Genomic DNA, 20,734 nt, shown 5'->3' with positions numbered 1-20,734 from the left:
GGAGCAGAAGAAGATCATGTCTGAATTAAACCCGATCCTGGCCGGTTCTGCGCAGAGCATTGAAGCCTACCAGCAGGTGATTGAGCAGAGCAGCAAAGCCGTTGTTGAATGGCTTAAGCAGCCTGAGATGTACCAGGGTAAAACCGTCGCTGAGCTGCGCGAGCGCATTGCGCTGGACTTCAATCCACACGGTCTGGGCAACCAGGCCGCCATTGAGCGCGCGGTTGAGTTCTTCCTGAAAGACAGCCTGGCGGTGCATCATCCGCAGTGCGTGGCGCATCTGCACTGTCCGAGCCTGGTGGTGAGCCAGGCGGCGGAAGTGCTGATCAACGCCACTAACCAGAGCATGGACTCCTGGGATCAAAGCCCGTCGGCCACCATCATTGAGATGAAGCTGATCGAGTGGCTGCGCGCGCAGGTCGGCTATGAAGCGGGCGATGCGGGCGTTTTCACCAGCGGCGGCACCCAGAGCAACCTGATGGGGCTGATGCTGGCGCGCGACGCCTTCTTCGCTCGTCAGGGACACTCGGTTCAGCAGGATGGCCTGACGGGCGACCTGCGTAAGCTGAAAGTGTTCTGTTCTGAGAATGCGCACTTCTCCGTGCAAAAAAACATGGCGCTGCTTGGTCTCGGCTATCAGTGCGTCACCCAGGTGAAAACCGACGACTATGCGCGCATGGACGTCACCGACCTGGCAGAAAAGATCGCTCAGGCGAAAGCCAATGGCGATCAGATTCTGGCCATTGTCGCCACGGCGGGCACCACCGATGCGGGCGCGATCGATCCGCTGCGCGACATCGCCGCGCTGGCGGCCCAGAACAATATCTGGGTGCATGTCGATGCAGCATGGGGCGGCGCGCTGCTGCTGTCGGAAAAATATCGCGACTATCTGGACGGTCTGGAGTTAGTGGATTCCGTTACCCTGGATTTCCACAAGCAGTACTTCCAGACCATTAGCTGCGGCGCGTTCCTGCTGAAAGATGCGGCGAACTATGAGCTGATGCGTTATCAGGCGGCTTACCTGAACTCTGAGTTCGACGAAGAGGCAGGCGTACCGAATCTGGTCTCTAAATCACTGCAAACCACGCGTCGTTTTGACGCGCTGAAGCTGTGGATGGGTCTGGAAGCGCTGGGTCAGAAGCAGTATGCGGCGATTATCGATCACGGCGTGACGCTGGCGCAGCAGGTGGCGAAGTATGTCAGTGCGCATCCGCTGCTGGAGCTGGTTATGAAGCCGCAGCTGGCGAGCGTTCTGTTCCGCTTCCATCCGGAAACCGGCTGTCGCGATCTGGCGGAAACGGCGCTACTGAACCAGCGTATCGGCGACGCGCTGCTGGAGTCGGGCCGCGCTAACGTGGGCGTGACCGAGCATAACGGCGTAACCTGCCTGAAGCTGACGCTGCTTAACCCGACCGTGACGCTGGAGGATATTAAAGTTCTGCTGGCGCTGGTTGAGAAAACCGCGAAACCGCTGGTGGGCTAACCCTCACAGGCAGAACGCAAAAGCCGATAACCTGAGTTATCGGCTTTTTTATTGGCTTTACTTAGCGAACAGGTCTGGTGCCCACAGGCTGGCGTCAACCTCTTTGAATTGCGCACGCACAAAGTGCTCTTTCAAATGGTATGGCACAGTGCAGTCAAAAATGGTTTTACTGGTGGTACCCTTCGCCGTCAGGCGCGGATCGTAAAAAGGCTGCTGGGACGGATCGAGAACATGCCCCGCTACGCCGGGTACAAACAGCGTATCAATATCCCCAACGTAGCGCGTCTGCATCGCCCAAAGCACATCATCGGTATCAAAGAGGTCAACATCCTCATCCACCAGAATCACGTTTTTCAGCTCGCGATAGACGGCCAGCGCAATCAGCGCCGCCTGGCGCGTCATACCGTCATCGCCCGCGTTGCGCTTCTGCACCTGCAACACCGCCAGAAATTTCCCGCCGCCTGCGCTGTGGGCATAAACGTTTTTCACCAGTCCCGGCAGTGCGTCTTCGCATTCGATATGGATGCTGGCTTCAGTCGGAATCCCCGCCAGGCTGACATGCTCTTCGCCCGGACCGACCAGCGTTTGCAGGATGGGATTGTGTCGCGTAGTAATCGCCTTAACCTTAATTACCGGCAGTGACGGATTTGCTTCACCGGTATAGCCAGGAAACTCCGGCATTGCTTTGCCGGTATGACTGTTCTGATCCTCTTCAACGCGCACGTTGGGCAGGATCTCCCCTTCTATCACGATTTCCGCGCGGGCGATGGCGCGCTGATTTACACTCAGGCACTCCACCAGTTCAACTGGCCTGCCGCGCAATCCGCCTGCCACACACAGCTCATTAAAACCGAACGGCGTCGTCGGCGCTTCAAATTCCGCGCCGATGTAGATAGCCGGATCCAGTCCCATATTAATCGACACCGGCAGTGGTTTACCGGCGGCTTCCGCTTTCTGGCGAAACGCATCAATATGGCGGCCCGGCGCGAAGAAGATGGAAAGCTCATCTTTGCTCTGCACGCACAGGCGGTGAATAGTCACGTCCGCGTTGTCGCGATCGTCAGGATCGCTGCCAAGCACTAACCCGAGGCAAAAATAGGGACCGGCGTCTTCGCTGGTGTTGGTGGGCGCAGGAAGAATTTTGCGCAGATCGAAACCCTCATCGTCGGCGCGATAAACAACCTCCTGGCAGGGCGCCTGCGCTTTATCTACCATAACCGGCGGCGTGACGTTCCTTCGCGCTTCCGCCATCTGGATGCCCAGCTCACGCACCGGCGCGCCCAGCAACGCACTCACTCGCTCGCGGCTTGCCATCAATCCCACCAGCACGCGCGCATCTGGAAAACCTTTGATGTTGTTGAAGGTCATCGCCGGGCCGATACGCGTCGGCCGCATCACGGTGCCGCCCGCTCCGATATAGCGATAGACGCCCGCCAGCTCAGCGTTGGGATCGACCTCGCGATCGGTTTCGATGTAGTGGCCCGGTAATGTTTTCAGTAGCTTAATGGCAGAGCGGAGATCGTTAACAGGGGGGACCTGCCAGCCCTGCGGATGCGGTTCACCGGGTTTTACGATGCGATAACTGTCAGGTTTTTTCTGCGGCATTGCGGCTTCTCCTTAAGCGGTTTCCAGAAAGGTTTTCAGATGAAACAGCACCTCACCCCAGTAGGTGTTGCAAAACGGCAGATGCGGATCGTCTTCGGCCCATTCACCGTGCGTTAGCGCCACCAGCGTGCGTCCATCCTCCAGGTCGGAGAGCTGAAAACAGAGCCTTTTCCCCGCATGGCTGTCAGTTTCGACCAGCGATGTTTGCACGATATCGGCATTGGTCTTCAGCGTCTCAGTGCGCCAGCTAAAATGGGTTTCTGGTTTCGGGCGTAGCGTGAAAATTTTGCCTGGGGCAATCTCTCCTTCCACGCTGCCCGCATGCCATGCAGCCATCTTTTCAAGTGAGGTGAGCGCCTCGTAGACCGCTGAGCGCGGCGCAGCAATCTTAATGGCGTGATGAAGCGTGATCATAATTAGCCTCGTATGCAGATGCCCTTGCGGGCCAGATGAATGGAATGCAGAACCGGGAAAAGTATAGGCAGATTGTCAGCGCACTCCGTTGCGCTCAGGCATTGATTTGTAACTAAACTATTAAAAGCCTCTAAATGATCATTCTGTTCCACGCGCTTTGACCAGCACGGTTCTCCTGACTCGCATCAACGTCAGCGCCATCGAGACCAGCGCCAGGAGAATAAGTCCTGCACCCAATGCAGCCATCGCGTGAAACCCCGCCAGACGAAACAGCCAGAGTCCGGCAATCCCTCCGCCCAGAAAGGAAAAAATGGTCGTCAGATGCGTTTTCAGCTGCTTCTTTTGCGCATGTGCGTTCTTCGAGGGATCGCGGCGCAGTATGGCGCTCAATACAGAAGCAAGCGAGATGCCGGCATCGGTCAGCGTCCCGGTGATATGCGTAGCGCGTACCCGACCGTTAGAGAGCTGCGTCGAGGTGGAATTATGCACGCCCATTAAAAAACCCAGCAGCACCAGCACTTCACGATTGTTGCCGGAAGAGTAGAAAAAGATTTCAAACAGCGACAGGCATAAAAGTATCGCCCCTTCCGCGACCAGCACCTGACAAAAAATCGTGCGCAGATTGTATTTAAGGCCGGCAATGACCGCCAGCCGCGCGGTGACCGCGCCAGCGACAAACGCCAGCAGCAAACAGCCAAGAAAGGTGAGATCGCGCAGGTCGCTGTTATTCACCTCGCTGGAGAGTTGCGACGTATTGCCCGACATATGGGAAGGAAAAAAACCAAATGCGCCCAGCGCCATCGCATTCAGCAGGCCGGCCGCCGTCGCCAGCCAGACGGCAAGATAGCGGTCTTCCGTATGCGATCGCTCTCGCTTCATTTTTATTAACATGCACGCTTCACCTTTTTTTATTACCTGAGATTAAGCGTAGGGAGAAATGCGATCGCTGTCGCATAGGGAAACTCAAAGGAGTTAATAAAAATGTTAAATAACTTAAAAAAAACGGCACTATCTCTATTACTGTAAAGACGGGTGCAGCCGGGGAAAAGTCAATCAGAGGCGACGTAATATGGCGCCCGCTGCGAAAACAGCAGACGCCAGAGGTAATTATCGACGTGCTCGTACTACCTGGTAGCGGCGGGTAAGATACTCCACCGGCGCGCTCCAGACGTGCACCAGACGCGTAAAGGGAAATACCAGGAAAATCGTCATGCCCAGCACCAGATGGACGCGATAAATCCACTCTACCCCATCCAGCCAGTGCGACGCGCCGCCCTGAAAAGTCACGATTGCCTGCGCCCAGCCGACCAGCTTCATCATGTCCGCGCCGTCAAGATGACGCATAGAGAAGAGAATAGACGTCAGGCCCAGCGCGCACTGCACCACCAGGATGCCGAGAATAACCATATCGGCACGCGTCGAGGTTGCGCGGATACGCGGATTCAACAGACGACGTTTCAGCAGCAGGAAGCCGCCGACCAGCGTCATCATGCCGAATACGCCACCTGCGGCCATAGCCAGCTTTTGCTTGGTGGCGATAGCCAGAAACGGCGCGTACATCCAGTGCGGCGTCAGCAGACCAAAAAGATGGCCGAAGAAAATGCCCAGGATGCCGATGTGGAACAGGTTCGAGGCCAGGCGCATACCCTTTTTGTCCAGCATCTGGCTGGAAGAGGCGCGCCAGGTGTACTGGCCGTAGTCGTAACGCAGCCAGCTTCCTGCCAGAAATACGGTGCCGCACAGATAAGGGTAAATATCAAAGAACAACAGGTTCAAAAAGTGCATCAGGCTGTTCCTCCAGCGGAGAGATCAAGATATTGCGGCGCGGTTTCATGACGAAAACGCCGCTGATGTTGCTGCCGGGCCGAATTGCCGCAGGTATTGTCATCAATAAACTTCACCTGCTCCTCTTCCCAGACCGCGTCCATGGCGGCTGGCGTATCATCGCGCTCCTCAGCGGCCACCTGCGCGGCGACGCTTTCGCTGCTAAGCGGGCTGTCCGCCACCCTTAACAGCGCATCGAACAGCATATGGAAATCGCTGCCGCGCTCTTTCAGCCGCCCGCCGACCAGCGCCAGAATAGGCGCGACGTCCAGCAGTCCCTGCCGCACATCGGCGGCAGGCTGAAGGCTGAGATACTCCAGATAAAGAGGCAGATAGTCAGGCAGCTCACGGCAGTCCAGCTCCAGGCCGGCGCGTTCGTACTGCGCCATTAAATCGACCATGGCCTGACCGCGGTCGCGCGACTCGGCGTGAACATGCTCAAACAGCAGCAATGAGGTTGTGCGACCGCGTTCGAACAGCGCGCACCAGTCGGCCTGCCTGTCCAGCGGCGCCGTGGCGAAATAGCGCGTCACAAACGGCAGTAGCTCCGGCTGTTGAGCCGCAACCAGCGCGCTTATTTCTTCCTGCTCCTGCCAGAGCGCTTCGTCGGGATACTCCAGCAGCAGAGCGATGAGTTTAATCAGCGCCATTACTCGCCTCCCGCGCTGTCACCGATGTTGATCGCATCAATGCGGCGGCTGTTGAACAGGTTGAATTTCGTATCGCTGCCGTGGCAGCCATCGCCAAAGCTAAAGCCGCAACCATTACGCTCCGGGAAGGCTTCTCGCGCCAGTTCGCGATGGCTGCCCGGAATGACGAAGCGATCTTCGTAGTTGGCGATAGCCAGATAGCGATACATCTCTTCGACCTGCGCCTCGCTCAGCCCTACCTCTTCAATGGCGCGCGTATCGGCAACGCCGTCTACGCTCTGAGCGCGTTTGTAGTGACGCATCGCCATCATGCGCTTCAGCGCGCGCAGCACCGGCGCGGTGTCGCCGGCCGTCAGCATATTGGCAAGATACTGCACGGGAATGCGCAGGCTCTCGACGTCCGGCAGCACGCTGCTTTGCGACACCAGTCCGCCTGCATCCGCCACCGACTGAATCGGCGACAACGGCGGCACATACCAGACCATCGGCAGCGTGCGGTATTCAGGGTGCAGCGGCAGCGCCAGTTTCCAGTCCATCGCCAGTTTCCACACCGGCGACGCCTGCGCGGCATCGATAACGCTCTGCGGAATGCCCTGTTTTAACGCCTCTTCGATCACCTCCGGATCGTAAGGATCGAGGAAAACGTCGCACTGGCGCTGGTAGAGATCGGTTTCATGCTCCGTGCTGGCGGCTTCGGCGATCTTGTCGGCGTCATACAGCAGCACGCCAAGATAGCGGATACGGCCTACGCAGGTTTCAGAGCAGACGGTGGGCATGCCTGACTCGATACGCGGATAGCAGAAAATGCATTTTTCTGACTTGCCGCTCTTCCAGTTAAAGTAGATTTTTTTGTACGGGCAGCCGCTGACACACAGACGCCAGCCGCGACATTTGTCCTGATCGATCAGGACAATGCCGTCCTCTTCACGCTTATAAATGGCGCCGCTTGGGCAGGTCGCCGCGCACGCCGGGTTGAGGCAGTGCTCACACAGGCGCGGCAGATACATCATAAAGGTGTTCTCAAACTGGCCGTACATCTCCTTCTGCATCGCGTCGAAGTTCTTATCGGCCGAGCGCTTACTGAACTCGCCGCCCAGAATTTCTTCCCAGTTCGGGCCGCCGTGAATTTTATCCATACGCTGACCGCTGATTAGCGAGCGCGGGCGCGCCGTCGGCTGACTTTTACCGGCTTTCGCGGTATGCAGATGCTGGTAATCGAAAGTAAAAGGCTCGTAGTAGTCGTCAATGCCAGGCACAACCGGGTTGGCGAAGATTTTCATCAACACCGAGGAGCGGTTGCCGAGGCGCGGCTCAAGACGACCTTTGATATTACGGATCCAGCCGCCGCGCCATTTTTCCTGATCTTCCCAGGCGTGGGGATAGCCGACGCCGGGCTTGGTTTCCACATTATTGAACCAGGCGTACTCCATGCCTTCACGGCTGGTCCAGACATTTTTACAGGTGACGGAACAGGTATGACAGCCGATACACTTGTCGAGATTCAGCACCATGCCGACCTGAGAGCGGATTTTCATTTTGTCGCCTCCTGTACCTGATCGCGGCCTTCGTCATCCAGCCAGTTCACCTTGTTCATCTTACGCACCATGATAAATTCATCGCGGTTTGAGCCGACGGTACCGTAATAGTTAAAGCCGTACGCCAGCTGGGCATAGCCGCCAATCATATGGGTCGGCTTCGGAGAGACGCGCGTCACGGAGTTATGAATGCCGCCGCGCTGGCCGGTGACCTCTGAACCTGGAATATTTACCAGTCGTTCCTGCGCGTGGTACATCATGGTCATGCCCGCCGGGACACGCTGGCTGACCACCGCGCGGGCCGTCAGCGCGCCGTTGGCGTTAAACACCTCAATCCAGTCGTTATCCTCAATGCCCAGCTCTCTGGCGTCCTCTTCGCTCATCCAGACAATCGGACCGCCGCGCGACAGCGTCAGCATCAGCAGGTTGTCGCTGTAGGTTGAGTGAATGCCCCATTTCTGGTGCGGCGTCAGAAAGTTGAGCGCTTTTTCCGGGAAGCCGTTGGATGGAATATGCTCCAGATTCTGCACGCTGCGCGTATCGACCGGCGGACGGTAGGCGCAGAAGGATTCACCAAAGGCGCGCATCCACGGGTGGTCCTGGTAAAGCTGTTGACGACCCGAAAGCGTGCGCCAGGGGATCAGCTCATGCACGTTGGTGTAGCCCGCGTTATAGGAGACATGCTCGTCTTCCAGACCGGACCAGGTGGGGCTGGAGATAATTTTGCGCGGCTGTGCCTGAATATCGCGGAAGCGAATTTTCTCTTCTTCTTTGGGCCGTGCCAGGTGGGTATGGTCGCGACCGGTAAACTCGCCCAGCGCCTGCCAGGCTTTCACCGCCACCTGACCATTGGTTTCCGGCGCCAGCGTCAGGATCACTTCGGCGGCGTCAATGGCGCTGTTGATCATCGGCTGACCTTTCGCCGCGCCGTCTGCTTTGGTGTAGTTCAGACGACGCAGCAGGTCGACTTCTTTATCCGTATTCCAGCTAATGCCTTTGCCGCCGTTGCCCAGTTTTTCCAGCAGCGGACCGACAGAGGTAAAGCGCTCGTACACCGCCGGATAGTCGCGCTGTACGCTGACGATCTGCGGCGCTGTCTGACCAGGAATAAGATCGCACTCGCCTTTTTTCCAGTCGCGCACTTCGCCCGCAGCCAGCTCGCCCGGCGAATCATGCTGCAAGGGTTGCAGCACCACGTCAGTTTCCTGGCCAAGATGACCCACACAGAGATCGGAGAAGGTTTTCGCAATGCCTTTATAGATTTCCCAGTCGCTTTTTGACTCCCAGGCCGGATCCACTGCCGCAGAGAGCGGATGAATAAAGGGATGCATATCCGAAGTATTCATATCGTCTTTTTCATACCAGGTGGCGGTAGGCAGGACGATGTCAGAGAACAGGCAGGTGCTGGACATGCGGAAGTCGAGCGTCACCAGCAGATCGAGCTTGCCTTCCAGGGCGGCGTTGCGCCACTCCAGCTCTTCCGGACGATCCTCCGCGTCGCTCAGCGGTTCGCCCTGAATGCCGCTTTCGGTGCCGAGCAGATAGCGCAGCATATATTCATGGCCTTTACCGGAGGATCCGAGCAGGTTTGAACGCCAGATAAACATATTGCGCGGATGGTTGCTGCCGCTGTCGGGATCTTCACAGGCCATGCGCAGCTTGCCTGATTTAAGCGCGTCGACGGTCCAGGCCTGTTCAGACTGGCCTGCGCGTTTGGCCTCGTCGGCGATACGCAGCGGGTTAATCGCGAGCTGCGGCGAAGAAGGCAGCCATCCCATACGTTCGGCGCGCACGTTGAAGTCAATAAGCTGACCGCTATACTGGCTGGCATCGGCCAGCGGCGACAGCAGTTCGCTGACCTGCAATTTTTCATAGCGCCACTGGCTGGCGTGGTTATAGAAGTAAGAGGTGCTGTTCATCTGACGCGGCGGACGGTGCCAGTCCAGCGCGAACGCCAGCGGCGCCCAGCCGGTTTGCGGACGCAGCTTCTCCTGACCCACATAGTGCGCCCAGCCGCCGCCGGTTTGCCCTACGCAGCCGCAGAACACCAGCATATTGATCAGACCACGGTAGTTCATGTCCATGTGATACCAGTGGTTCATGCCTGCGCCGACGATGATCATCGAGCGTCCGTGAGTTTTGTGCGCATTTTCGCCGAACTCGCGCGCGATTTTTTCAATCTCGCTGCGCGGCACGCCGCAAATTTGCTCTGCCCAGGCGGGCGAATAGGCGCGGACGTCGCCGTAGTCGCGCGCGCAATTGACGTCATCCAGACCGCGATCGAGACCGTAATGCGCCAGCGTCAGATCGTAAACCGAGGCGACCGGCAGCTGACGGCCATCGGCCAGCGTCAGGGTTTTCACCGGCACTTTGTGCAGCAGTACGTCGTCCTGCTTCACGTGGCGGAAATGGGGGTTTTCCACGCCGCCGAAGTAGGGAAAGGCGACATCCAGCACCGCATCATGCCGATCCAGCAGCGAGAGATTCAGCTCTGTCGGCGTTCCTGCCGCTTTCTGCTCCAGGTTCCACTTGCCCTTTTCTCCCCAGCGGAAACCGATTGAGCCGTTTGGCACCACCAGTTCGCCAGCCTGGTTACAGGCCACCGTTTTCCATTCGGGATTATTTTCTTCGCCCAGGCAGTCGGTCAGATCCGCCGCGCGCAGCTGGCGTCCCGGCACATAGCTGCCGTCTTCACGCGGCTCCAGCAGTACCAGCATAGGCATGTCAGTGTATTGACGCGCGTAGCTCAGGAAATAGTCGCTGGGATTTTTCAGGTGAAATTCATTAAGGATCACGTGACCCATCGCCATCGCCAGCGCGCTGTCGGTGCCCTGCTTCGGCGCCAGCCACTGATCGGTCAGTTTGGCCACTTCTGAATAGTCTGGGGTGATCGCGACGGTTTTGGTGCCCTTGTAGCGCACTTCCGTAAAGAAGTGCGCATCCGGGGTACGCGTCTGCGGCACGTTGGAACCCCAGGCGATAAGGTAACTGGAGTTGTACCAGTCAGCGGATTCCGGCACATCGGTCTGTTCGCCCCAGGTCATAGGAGACGCAGGCGGCAGATCGCAATACCAGTCGTAGAAGCTCAGACAGGTTCCGCCCAGCAGCGACAGATAGCGCGTACCCGCCGCGTAGGAGACCATCGACATGGCCGGAATCGGCGAGAAGCCCGCGACGCGGTCCGGACCATAGTTTTTGATCGTCCAGATATTGGCCGCCGCAATCAGCTGATTCATCTCTTTCCAGCTGGCGCGGACGAACCCGCCACGGCCGCGCTGCGCCTTGTAGGTTTTGCTCTTTTCACCGTCCGTCATCAGCGCGCTCCAGGCCTCGACCGGATCGCTGTGCTGCGCCAGCGCATCACGCCACATCTCCAGCAGCACCTTGCGCACCAGCGGATACTTCAGCCGGTTAGCGCTGTACAGATACCAGGAGTAGCTGGCGCCGCGCGGGCAGCCGCGCGGTTCATGATTGGGCAGATCGGGACGCGTTCTGGGATAATCCGTCTGCTGCGTTTCCCAGGTGACCAGTCCGTTTTTAACGTAGATTTTCCAGCTACAGGAACCTGTGCAGTTAACGCCGTGCGTCGAACGCACAATCTTGTCGTATTGCCAGCGTTGCCGATAACCGTCTTCCCAGTCACGGTTGGTGTTGTACACCTGGCCATGACCTTCTGCGAAGCTGTCGCCTTTCTGCTTGAAATAGCGGAAGCGGTCGAGAAGTTTACTCATTGCGCATCTCCAGTATGGTTAGTGCTCATTGCTCTGCTTAGTTGTTATGTGTTTTGCGACGGCCATACAGCAGCCAGGTCACCAGCAGGCAGACGATGTAGAAAAAGAGGAAAATTTTCATTGCGCCGACAGGGGAGCCGGTCAGCGTCAGCGAAGTGCCGAAAGCCTTAGGTATAAAGAAGCCGCCGACCGCGCCGAGGGCAGAAATAAAGCCCAGAGCGGCAGCGGTATCGGTGACTGCGGCATGCTGCGCCTCTTCAGGAGTGCGGCCCAGCTTTGTCATACGCTCCAGCGTGATCTGACGGAAGATCACCGCGATCATCTGGAAGGTCGATCCGCTGCCCAGGCCGGCGGTGAGGAAAAGCCCCATAAACACCACATAGAATCCCAGGAAGGAGCCGCCTGTTGTGCCGGGCAGGGTCAGGAAAAGCAGCGCCGAGAACATCGTCATCAGCAGGAAGTTGATGGAGGTAACGCGTACGCCGCCGAACTTATCCGAGAGGAACCCGCCGGCGGAGCGCGCCAGCGCCCCCAGGAACGGGCCGAAAAAGGCCAGGTGAATAATGTCGACCTGCGGAAACTGGGTTTTCGCCAGCATGGCAAAACCCGCGGAAAAACCGATAAAGGAGCCGAAGGTAGCCAGATAGAGCAGACCCAGCGTCCAGAGATGGCCCTGCTTCAGCACGGGAAGCTGGTCGCGCAGTGACGCGCGCATACCGGCGATGTCGTTCATTCCGCACCATGCGGCGACAGAGGCCAGCGCAAGCAGCGGCACCCAGACCCATGCGGCGTTTGCCAGCCAGAGCTGGCTGCCGTCAGCCAGAGTTGTGCCGGCGACAAAGAATGGCACCACAATGATCAGGGGCGCGATCAGCTGCATAACGCTAACGCCGAGGTTGCCCAGGCCGCCGTTGATGCCAAGCGCCGCGCCCTGTTTATTTTTCGGATAGAACAGGCTGATGTTGCCCATGCTGGAGGCGAAGTTTGCGCCTGCCAGTCCGCAGAACAGCGAGATAATGATAAAGACGCCGTAGGGCGTTGACGGGTCCTGTACGGCAAATCCCAGCCACACGCAGGGAATGATCAGTACGGCGGTGCTGATGACCGTCCACAGACGACCGCCGACAACCGGCACGACAAAAGAGTACGGCACGCGAAACAGCGCGCCGGAAAGTGAAGGTAATGCGGTGAGTAAGAAAAGCTGATCGACGGTAAAATTGAAGCCTACCCGATTCAGATTCACGGCGACGGCGCTAAAGAGCATCCAGACGCAGAAAGCCAGCAGCAGCGCGCAGACGGAAATAATTAAATTGCGCCGCGCGACGGATTTACCCTGACTTTCCCAGAACTGCTGATCTTCGGGCGCCCATTTCTCCAGCGCGCCATGCCCGGAACGAGAATTTTCGCTCACACATCCTCCCAATAAGCAGCAGCCGGATTTATCCCGCTGTCTGCGCGTTGTCATAAAAGATTAATGGATATAAAAATGAATAAATCTGTGCCTGAATAAGCGCGAATTTAAAAGGATGGCAATAATCCCTTTTTCACGATCTAAAAATGAATTAATGGCGAACTCTTTAAGCGCAAGAGACCATTATTTGACAGTGTGGCTCACCCTTTAGAATGGTTAATAAGCCTAACGCAGGGGGATAAAAAAACAAGAGGATTTGTAGGGGCTTTTATGATGCAGCGCAAAGCAACAGCGGGTTGGCGGAAACCAGATGTCAGGCTAACTACCTAATTATAGGTAGGTTACCCGAAGGGAAATATAGTGAACAACCATTACAAGAAAACAATTTGATAATAGTCAAAGAAAAATAACAAAGGTAAATAAACGTTATTTTAAACACGGGCTAAATAAGGAATATTTAAAAGCCTTTCTGTTCTGCCAGGCGCTGCACGCAAAACAGTGTACTCTTTAGTATCAGTGTGTCGTTATTTATATCACGCTATAGCGAGAAGAATTTATCTTTTTTATAAAGCCAGGCTGGTATGGTCGCTCTCTGCCTGCTCTGCCCCGGCAGAGACAGTTTTTTTACTCGTTCAGGGCATAAGAACAGAATAAATCCTGACAGCACTATCGCGTTGCTTATGCCACTCCCTGATTAAATCCTGGGTGAGAAAGGCACTAATGCCGATGGTGTTACGTAAAACCATTAAAGTATGTTGTAACTATATGCCGTAGGTGATCGGCTTTACTCTCTTCCGCCTTTACTCGTTGATCGCCTTGCAGACGCCCGGCCAGCCAGGCGCCCTGCTTAGTTAGCCATGAAAAAGCCGCGCCACCAGTTGCAGGCAGTAGTCAGGCGTGGGGGCGCTGTCTTTGAAAAGAATATGGTAAATCACAGGAGCCACAACGAAATCCACCACGTCTTCAACAGAAAACCCCGCTTCGCCGCGCGCGATAGCGCGACTGTTGATAGTTTCCAGGTAGACATATGTGAAGCCGCAGCACTTAACTGTTGCCTGGCTCCCGCCGCCGCCGATTACATCAGCCAGCATCTGACGGCCTACTCTGGAAGACATCTCTTCTGCGTATTGCAGGATAAAACTCTCAATATCACGCTGCGTATCGCCGGTATTTTCAGGCTCCCCCTGAGGACGCATATGCGCTACCGCGACGTCGGCGAACAATTGCGCCAGGTCGCCCCAGCGACGATAAACCGTTGACGGCGTCACGCCTGCCCTTTCCGCAACCATAGGTACGGTGATCTCGCTGCGGTCGTGCGTTTTCAACAGGGCATTCACTGCCTTATGAACCTCTTCCTGAATACGCGCGCTACGACCGCCTTGTCTGATCATTTCCCTGGCCATTGATCCTCCTCTCTGGATGAAAATGCAGGCTAAAATTGTTAATGCAAAGATATTGCATTAACGACAAAAGGCAAGTATACCTCTCTTAAAGCTAATAATTTGCTTTAAGGTGAATCCCATGTCTTCTGCCTGTGTTGCTCTGCCTGCGGCCGCTGCGCGGCGCATTACGCTTTACGGCTTTATCTGCGCCGCGCTTTTTTCGGCTACCAGTAGCGCGCCCACGCCGCTTTATCCGCTCTATCGCAGCCTGTACCATTTATCGCCTGTAGATATAACAGTGATTTTCGCCAGCTACGCTTTTGCCCTGCTGATTGCGCTGTTGACCTTAGGCAGGCTGTCCGATTTTACCGGTCGTCGCGCAATGATGCTAACCGCGCTTCTGATTAACAGCGTTGCGCTGGCCGTTTTTATGCTGGCAGACTCTGCTGGTATGTTAATTGCCGCGCGCGTTATCCAGGGGCTGGCCACCGGCATCGCGCTGCCAACCTTCGGCGCGGCTATTCTTGACGGCGATAAGAACAGAGGTCCGCTGCTGAACTCAGTCACGGCATTTCTGGGCCTGCTGGCAGGCAGCCTGGCGAGCACGGTGCTGGTGACCTTTGCGCCTCTGCCCACCGTGCTGGTTTATGCGCTGCTGCTTGCGCTGATGCTAATCGCCTTTGCGCTGCTGCCTTTGATGCCCGAAACCGTCACGCCCGTTGCTGGCGCGCTGGGCGCGTTAAGGCCCCGAATCGCCATCCCGCCGCGCGCGCTGGGGCCGCTGCTGCGCATGGCGCCGGTTAATGTGGCAACCTGGTCTCTGGGGGGATTTTATCTTTCGCTGATGCCCTCGCTGATGATGGTGGCAACAGGCGTACATTCGCCCTTTATCGGCGGCTCGGTTGTCGCGACGCTGATGCTGAGCGCGACGGCGTCCGTGTTGATTTTTCGGCGCTGGTCGCCGCCGCGCGCGCTGTTTATCGGAACCATTGCCCTGATGGCAGGCACCGGCCTCACCCTGATGGGGATCAATCATCACCATGCGCTGCTGCTTTTTATCGGCACGGCCATAGCCGGACAGGGATTTGGCTCTCTTTTCGCAACCATGATGAAAATTATTTTGCCGCTGGCGGAAAGCCATGAACGCGCCGGGCTGTTTTCTGCCTTTCTGGTCAAAAGTTATCTGACCTTCGCGTTGCCGGCGATGCTGGCAGGTTTTGCGGTGCCGCGGCTGGGTCTGGCCGAAACGGCTAACGACTACTGTCTGGGAATTTTGCTGATGGCGGCGTTGTCATTAATCGCCGGACGGATGCCGGAGAGATTGAGCGCAGAAAGAAGATAAAAAAATGGCCGGTTAAACCGGCCATTACTGATTAATTAGTTGCTTTATTTTTCAGGTCTTCAGCGCCCTGCTTGGTTTTATCCCAGGCTTTCTCGCTGCCTTCTTTGGTGCCGTTCCAGGCTTTTTGCGAACCTTCGCTGATTTTGCTGGTGGTCGCATCGCTTTTACCTTCGGCAGCATGTTCTGCTTTCAGCTTCTGCTCGGCCCCTTGATGCTGTGCTTTGTGCAGTTTCTCTTTTGCGGTATCTGCGCCTTTATGGGCTTCAGCCACGGTTTCATCGGTAGCATGTGTAGTTGCCGCAAATACCGGCGCTGCCAGCATCAGAGCAGAAAGTGCAATAATTGTCTTTTTCATGATTCCCTCACTAATTATCAAGTCCACTCTCAGTATAGACAGTTAACGCAGCCGTGCTGAAAATTTCGCAGGATTCATCGTGAATTAGGCATATTCCTGGATTTTTATCTGGTCTGCTTTTTTGACTTTATCGGGCAGCTGCAGCTATCCCTCGCTACACTTTATGCAGGATTCACCGATAAGGTATGCCCATGTTCTCTTTCTCTCCCGACGTCGAACTTACCGTTATTGCGCTGGCGCCAGGCTTTCGCGCCATCAGCATCCTCGTTGAAGCCAGCGGCGTACAACATCCTCAGGTCGCGCGTGACGCGCTGGAAGATGCCTGCCGCGCCATGACGTCGAAGGATGTTCCCTGGGCCGACGCGCACATCGCCGCCTGGGGCGAAGCCTTTAAGCAGTTCGGCGCAAAACCCGCCCGGACGCCCAGCTCGGTTGAAGCGCTGCGTAAGCGCGTGCTGCGCGACGGCTCCTTGCCCTCAAGCGATCCTGTGGTGGATCTGTATAACGCGATTAGCATTAAATACGCCTTACCCATCGGTGGTGAAAACGCCGCGGCTTACGTCGGCAACCCGCGCCTGGTGCGGGCTGACGGCAGCGAAGCTTTTGATACCCTGAAAGACGGCGCGCCTGCCACTGAGCGGCCCGAACCGGGTGAGGTTATCTGGCGCGATGACGCAGGCGTGACCTGCCGGCGCTGGAACTGGCGTCAGGGCCTGCGCACCCGGCTGGACGCCAGCGCGCAGAAGATGTGGTTTATTCTGGAGAGCTTGCCGGAGATGCCGATAGACGCGCTGCATCAGGCCAGCGACGAGCTTGTTGCCGGACTGGAAGCGATGATGCCCGGCTCCCGCATTGAAAAACAGCTGCTGGGGGCGGGCTTTAACTGATGTTCTCTTGCGCCGATACGGTTACCGCGGCCGTATCGGCCTGCTCCTTATCCGAAACCCACGATTTAATGTGACCTGCTTTGCAGTTATGGCGCTGCTCGCTGGCAACGTCGCCGTTTTCGCCCGCACAATGGAATATATAATCCTTACTGAATATATATTCAAATCACGGATTGCAGCGGCAATCCACACGCATTTTTGTCCTGATCCTTAACGGAGAATATCGGCGATGAGTAGCTATACATACCCCAAATTTGGCGCGGGCCTGTGGCATTTTGCGAATTACATCGATCGCTATGCGGTTGACGGCTATGGTCCGGCGCTCAGCACCCTGGAGCAGATAAAGCTGGCGGGCGAAGTAGAGGATCTCTCTTACGTCGATGTTCCTTATCCTTTCACGCCCGGCGTTTCGGTAAGTGATGTGAAACAGGCATTGCAGGAGGCGGGTCTGCAAGCGATTGGCGTAACTCCGGAGATTTATCTGCGTAAATTTTCTCGCGGCGCCTTTACTCACCCTGACGCGACCGTTCGCGCCGAGGCGCTGGCGCTGATGAATGAGGCCGCTGACGTGGTGCGCGAACTGGGCGCAAACTATGTCAAAGTGTGGCCGGGTCAGGACGGCTGGGATTATCCTTTCCAGGTGGATCACAAGAATCTGTGGAAGCTGGCGGTGGACGGTATGCGGGAGCTGGCCGGAGCCAACCCCGACGTCAAATTCGCCATTGAATATAAACCGCGCGAGCCGCGCGTAAAAATGACCTGGGATTCGGCGGCAAAATCACTGCTGGGCATTGAAGAGATTGGTCTTGATAATGTGGGCATTTTGCTGGACTTCGGCCATGCGTTGTTCGCTGGCGAATCACCGGCCGGTTCTGCACAGCTGATTATCGACCGTGGCCGTCTGTTTGGCATGGATGTTAACGATAACCTGCGCGGCTGGGACGACGATCTGGTGGTCGGCACCGTGCATATGACGGAGATCTTCGAGTTCTTCTATGTGCTGAAGTGCAATAACTGGGACGGCGTCTGGCAGCTCGACCAGTTCCCGTTCCGTGAAGATCACGTCGAGGCCGCCAACCTCTCAATTCGCTTCCTGAAGCATATCTATCGCGCGCTCGATAAGCTGGATATGCCCGCCCTTCAGGCGGCGCAGCTGGAACAGAACCCGCTGAAAGCACAGCGCATTATCCAGAATGCGCTGCTGACCTCGATTGAAGAATAAGGGTTCGCCGCGACGGTCACCGCGTCGCGGCGCCCCTCTTATTCACAGCCAGCCCGATTTACGCAGGCGTCGCCAGAGTCCAAAGCAGGCAATAAAGGTCACGCCAAGCGCCAGGGGATAACCGAGAGGTGAATCCAGCTCAGGCATCTCTTTGAAGTTCATGCCGTACATGCTGAATATGATGGTGGGGATCACCAGAATCGCACCCCAACCCGCCAGCTTTTTCGTTACCTCATTCTGCTGCACCGCCACCATTGCCAGGTTGACGTGCATGGCGCTGGTCAGCATTTCACGCATATCTTCTGCGTCTGTGACCACATGGCGGGCATGGTCCTGTACGTCGCGCAGATAGGCGCGCAGCTCTTTGGGGACGATGTCTTCATGCAGACGAATGAGCTGCTGGCAAATCTCTTCCAGCGGCTGTGCCGCATTTCGCAGACTAAGCAATTCACGTCGCAGGCGATAGACCTTTTTCACGGCGACATTATCGAATTCTGAACGAAACAGCGCGGCTTCCAGTTCACTGATGTTTTCGCCGAGCGAGGCGGTGAATTCAGAGTAGCGATCAACCACAAAATCCAGAATGCAGTAGAGTGGATAACCTGGTCCGTGGTCCAGCATCTCGCTGTTTTGTGTAATGCGCTCGCGCACCGGCGCGTAGCTGTCAGATGCGCCGTGGCGCAGAGAAATCAGGAAGTTCTTGCCGACAAAAAAGTGGGTTTCGCCGAAACGCAGATGTTCATTCTCCGAGCTTACGGTCTTTACCACGATAAACATCGACTCGCCGTACTGCTCAATCTTAGGCCGCTGGTGCGCGCACAGCGCATCCTCTACCGCCAGGTCGTGCAATCCAAATTCACCCTGGATCTTATGCATGAAGGCTTCTTCAGGCTGATAAAGCCCCAGCCAGATAAACGCGTCTTGCTCAGCTAAAACGTCGCTGATTTTCTCAATGTCTAATTCCTGCCCAGACTGCCCTGGACGATATACCATGCAATTAACAATCATGATCCCTTCGCTACACGGTTGTGTTAAGTATTAACAGCATAACGGGTTTTCACGGGGCCATCTGGGGAGGTTTGTAACAGAATGCCCCTTTAGCATCAGGGCCAAAGGAAATAGCGCTAACGAAGCCGATAAAAGGATCAAACAAGCCGGATTTCAACTGTCCTGTGGCGTTCAGGTGCTGGCGCGTATTTGTAACCTTGAGGGTAACTCAATGAGGTTCTCTGTCGACTTGCCAGCCAGAATATCCAGCAGGGTTTTGCCTGCAAGCGTTCCCGTTTCACTCCAGGGGAATTCGACGGCGGTCAGGGCCGGTGAGCAAACGGCGGCCAGAGTACCGCCGCTCAGACTCGCTAAAGCCAGAACGTCAGGCACTTTCAACCCCGCACTCTGGCAAGCCATAATGCAGCCGCAGGCGATTTCATCTGAAGTACAAATCAGCGCATCCAGCTCTGGCCAGGTGATACGTATATCGCCCAACAGATTTAGCCCCATTGTGATGCCCGCTGGCAAATGAGAGGTCACAACACGATGTGGAGAGTGGTTAACCGAGAGCATGGCACTGTTCCACCCGCTCAGTAGCTGGCGGAACATCACGTTATTCGAGGCGGTGCAGAGCAGGCCGATATTTTTATAGCCAGTCTGCACCAGTGACGTTACCAGCTTTTTGATGGCCGCAGCGTAATCAACGCCAATACTGACCCAGCCTACGTCACGGTTGATAGCGCCTATCTCAACCACCGGGACGCCACTGTTAAGTAACATCTGTGAACAGCTGCTGATGTTATCGATATTGAATTGAACAATTGCCGCCGGATTGTAGGCCAGCATGTGTGCGAAGGCTTTCTCTTCACTCTGTCCCCCCTGGCCAGACTCAATAAACATCATGCTGTAACCCTGGGTTGCGATCGCAGACTGCAACGTTTCTGACACGGCAAGAAAGCCCGGAGAGGAAAACGAAGGCACCACCCCCATGACCAGGCTGGAGTCGGCAGATGCGAGGCTACGAGCCTGTAGGTTTGGCACATAGCCCAGCTCGCTTACCGCCGCTTCAATGCGGGTGAGCAGTTCAGGATTCACTTTTTCGGGCATACGTAACGCACGTGACACCGTCATCGTGCTGACGCCAACGCGTTTGGCAACTTCAGCAAGGGTGATTTTACCGGTGTTTTTCCTGCGTTTTTCTCTGGCGATATCGTCCGCTTGTAACGTCCGCACTGATCTGCTCCTTCAACCTGACTGGGCGGTTAGTGTAAATGAAATTTAACGTTATGCGCATCGTCCATCTGCAAAGTCACTTTTAAACCGCTCCGCAAAGTTAGCGCTAACAATAATTTTAACATTGCAGCCATGTTAGCGCTAACTTTGGGAGGATGATCACGGTATGCCCTAAATGCATTCCTCTATAGTAGAGCCACTTTCAACGCTGTTGGGGAATATATGATTACGGCCTGGTTGCCTGCGGAGAATATTCGGATTGTTGAGTCAGTCAGCGACTGGAAACATGCCATCTGGTTATCGGCTCAGCCCTTGCTGGCGAAAAAAGCTATCACTGAAAATTATATTCAATCTATTTTTGACAGTCATCAGAAACTTGGCCCTTATTATGTTTTGGCGCCTGGACTGGCTATGCCTCATGCTCGCCCGGAGCAAGGAGCCATTAAAAACGGCTTATCACTACTACATATTAAACAGGGCGTTCATTTTGAGACAGATGAGAATGACCCGGTTTACGTCGTAATAATGCTGTGCGCGCTTTCGGGAGATGAGCACATCAAAATGATTACCGCACTGGCGAACATTTTCAGCGATGATGAACGGCTCCCGGAACTGCTGAAAGCAGCAACATTAGAAGAAATTCAAACAGTTATAAACAGAGAATGAGGTA

Annotated in this window: 17 protein-coding genes; 5 read left to right on the top strand and 12 right to left on the bottom strand. The window is 55.9% G+C overall.

From position 1 onward, the window contains the following. Nucleotides 1-16 precede the first annotated feature (16 nt). Nucleotides 17-1,483: a pyridoxal phosphate-dependent decarboxylase family protein gene (locus BBB56_RS13300; protein WP_123801427.1), complete on the top strand. Its 1,467-nt coding sequence runs from the start codon at nucleotides 17-19 to the stop codon at nucleotides 1,481-1,483. Nucleotides 1,484-1,540: 57 nt separating this feature from the next. On the opposite strand, the gene BBB56_RS13295 is transcribed toward BBB56_RS13300, so the two are convergent. The 9 genes from BBB56_RS13295 to BBB56_RS13255 all read right to left on the bottom strand — a co-directional run bounded on the left by BBB56_RS13295 (nucleotide 1,541) and on the right by BBB56_RS13255 (nucleotide 14,056). Then, nucleotides 1,541-3,088 carry a UbiD family decarboxylase gene (locus tag BBB56_RS13295; RefSeq protein ID WP_123801426.1) on the bottom strand — a complete coding sequence of 516 codons (1,548 nt, stop codon included), beginning with the start codon at nucleotides 3,086-3,088 and terminating at the stop codon, nucleotides 1,541-1,543. 12 nt (nucleotides 3,089-3,100) lie between these two features. After that, the gene (locus tag BBB56_RS13290) at nucleotides 3,101-3,502 is read right to left on the bottom strand and encodes an SRPBCC domain-containing protein (protein ID WP_123801425.1); all 402 of its coding nucleotides are present in this window, start codon (nucleotides 3,500-3,502) and stop codon (nucleotides 3,101-3,103) included. A gap of 138 nt (nucleotides 3,503-3,640) precedes the next feature. Beyond that, nucleotides 3,641-4,393: a YoaK family protein gene (locus tag BBB56_RS13285; protein ID WP_123801424.1), complete on the bottom strand. Its 753-nt coding sequence runs from the start codon at nucleotides 4,391-4,393 to the stop codon at nucleotides 3,641-3,643. Between the two features lie 216 nt (nucleotides 4,394-4,609). After that, entirely contained in the window at nucleotides 4,610-5,287 is a 678-nt protein-coding gene (gene narI / locus BBB56_RS13280; protein WP_123801423.1) for a respiratory nitrate reductase subunit gamma, read from the bottom strand. After that, complete coding sequence (narJ, locus tag BBB56_RS13275; RefSeq protein ID WP_123801422.1) at nucleotides 5,287-5,976, bottom strand: nitrate reductase molybdenum cofactor assembly chaperone; 690 nt, start codon at nucleotides 5,974-5,976, stop codon at nucleotides 5,287-5,289. Before narJ ends, narI begins: the two co-directional genes overlap by 1 nt. Beyond that, a complete protein-coding gene (gene narH / locus BBB56_RS13270; protein WP_123801421.1) occupies nucleotides 5,976-7,511 on the bottom strand; it encodes a nitrate reductase subunit beta in 1,536 nt (511 codons plus the stop codon). Before narH ends, narJ begins: the two co-directional genes overlap by 1 nt. Continuing rightward, nucleotides 7,508-11,242, bottom strand: coding sequence for a nitrate reductase subunit alpha (locus BBB56_RS13265; protein ID WP_123801420.1), 3,735 nt, complete (start codon nucleotides 11,240-11,242; stop codon nucleotides 7,508-7,510). Before BBB56_RS13265 ends, narH begins: the two co-directional genes overlap by 4 nt. Nucleotides 11,243-11,279: 37 nt before the next feature. After that, entirely contained in the window at nucleotides 11,280-12,653 is a 1,374-nt protein-coding gene (locus tag BBB56_RS13260; RefSeq protein WP_233593031.1) for a NarK family nitrate/nitrite MFS transporter, read from the bottom strand. A gap of 851 nt (nucleotides 12,654-13,504) precedes the next feature. Then, complete coding sequence (locus tag BBB56_RS13255) at nucleotides 13,505-14,056, bottom strand: TetR/AcrR family transcriptional regulator (protein WP_123801418.1); 552 nt, start codon at nucleotides 14,054-14,056, stop codon at nucleotides 13,505-13,507. A 118-nt stretch (nucleotides 14,057-14,174) separates the two neighbouring features. Between BBB56_RS13255 and BBB56_RS13250 the strand changes: the two genes are divergently transcribed. Continuing rightward, complete coding sequence (locus BBB56_RS13250; protein WP_123801417.1) at nucleotides 14,175-15,377, top strand: MFS transporter; 1,203 nt, start codon at nucleotides 14,175-14,177, stop codon at nucleotides 15,375-15,377. 31 nt (nucleotides 15,378-15,408) lie between these two features. On the opposite strand, the gene BBB56_RS13245 is transcribed toward BBB56_RS13250, so the two are convergent. After that, on the bottom strand, nucleotides 15,409-15,732 hold the full coding sequence (locus BBB56_RS13245) for a KPN_00521 family repetitive protein (protein WP_123801416.1): 324 nt from the start codon (nucleotides 15,730-15,732) through the stop codon (nucleotides 15,409-15,411). Nucleotides 15,733-15,923: 191 nt separating this feature from the next. On the opposite strand from BBB56_RS13245, the gene BBB56_RS13240 reads away from it, so the two are divergent. Together BBB56_RS13240 and BBB56_RS13235 are read left to right on the top strand one after the other, a co-directional pair. Continuing rightward, the gene (locus BBB56_RS13240; RefSeq protein ID WP_123801415.1) at nucleotides 15,924-16,619 is read left to right on the top strand and encodes a B3/B4 domain-containing protein; all 696 of its coding nucleotides are present in this window, start codon (nucleotides 15,924-15,926) and stop codon (nucleotides 16,617-16,619) included. Between the two features lie 229 nt (nucleotides 16,620-16,848). Beyond that, nucleotides 16,849-17,841 (top strand): sugar phosphate isomerase/epimerase family protein, encoded by a 993-nt coding sequence (locus tag BBB56_RS13235; protein ID WP_123801414.1) that lies wholly within the window; start codon nucleotides 16,849-16,851, stop codon nucleotides 17,839-17,841. A 42-nt stretch (nucleotides 17,842-17,883) separates the two neighbouring features. On the opposite strand, the gene corA is transcribed toward BBB56_RS13235, so the two are convergent. Next, nucleotides 17,884-18,849 carry a magnesium/cobalt transporter CorA gene (gene corA / locus BBB56_RS13230; RefSeq protein WP_123801413.1) on the bottom strand — a complete coding sequence of 322 codons (966 nt, stop codon included), beginning with the start codon at nucleotides 18,847-18,849 and terminating at the stop codon, nucleotides 17,884-17,886. A 171-nt stretch (nucleotides 18,850-19,020) separates the two neighbouring features. Further along, nucleotides 19,021-20,064 (bottom strand): LacI family DNA-binding transcriptional regulator, encoded by a 1,044-nt coding sequence (locus BBB56_RS13225; protein ID WP_123801412.1) that lies wholly within the window; start codon nucleotides 20,062-20,064, stop codon nucleotides 19,021-19,023. Between the two features lie 222 nt (nucleotides 20,065-20,286). On the opposite strand from BBB56_RS13225, the gene BBB56_RS13220 reads away from it, so the two are divergent. Beyond that, nucleotides 20,287-20,730 (top strand): PTS sugar transporter subunit IIA, encoded by a 444-nt coding sequence (locus BBB56_RS13220; protein ID WP_123801411.1) that lies wholly within the window; start codon nucleotides 20,287-20,289, stop codon nucleotides 20,728-20,730. Nucleotides 20,731-20,734: the final 4 nt, after the last annotated feature.

Origin of the sequence: Candidatus Pantoea deserta (assembly GCF_003813865.1) — a bacterium.
Classification (GTDB): Bacteria; Pseudomonadota; Gammaproteobacteria; order Enterobacterales; family Enterobacteriaceae; genus Pantoea; species Pantoea deserta.
This window is presented reverse-complemented; position numbering and strand designations above follow the sequence as displayed.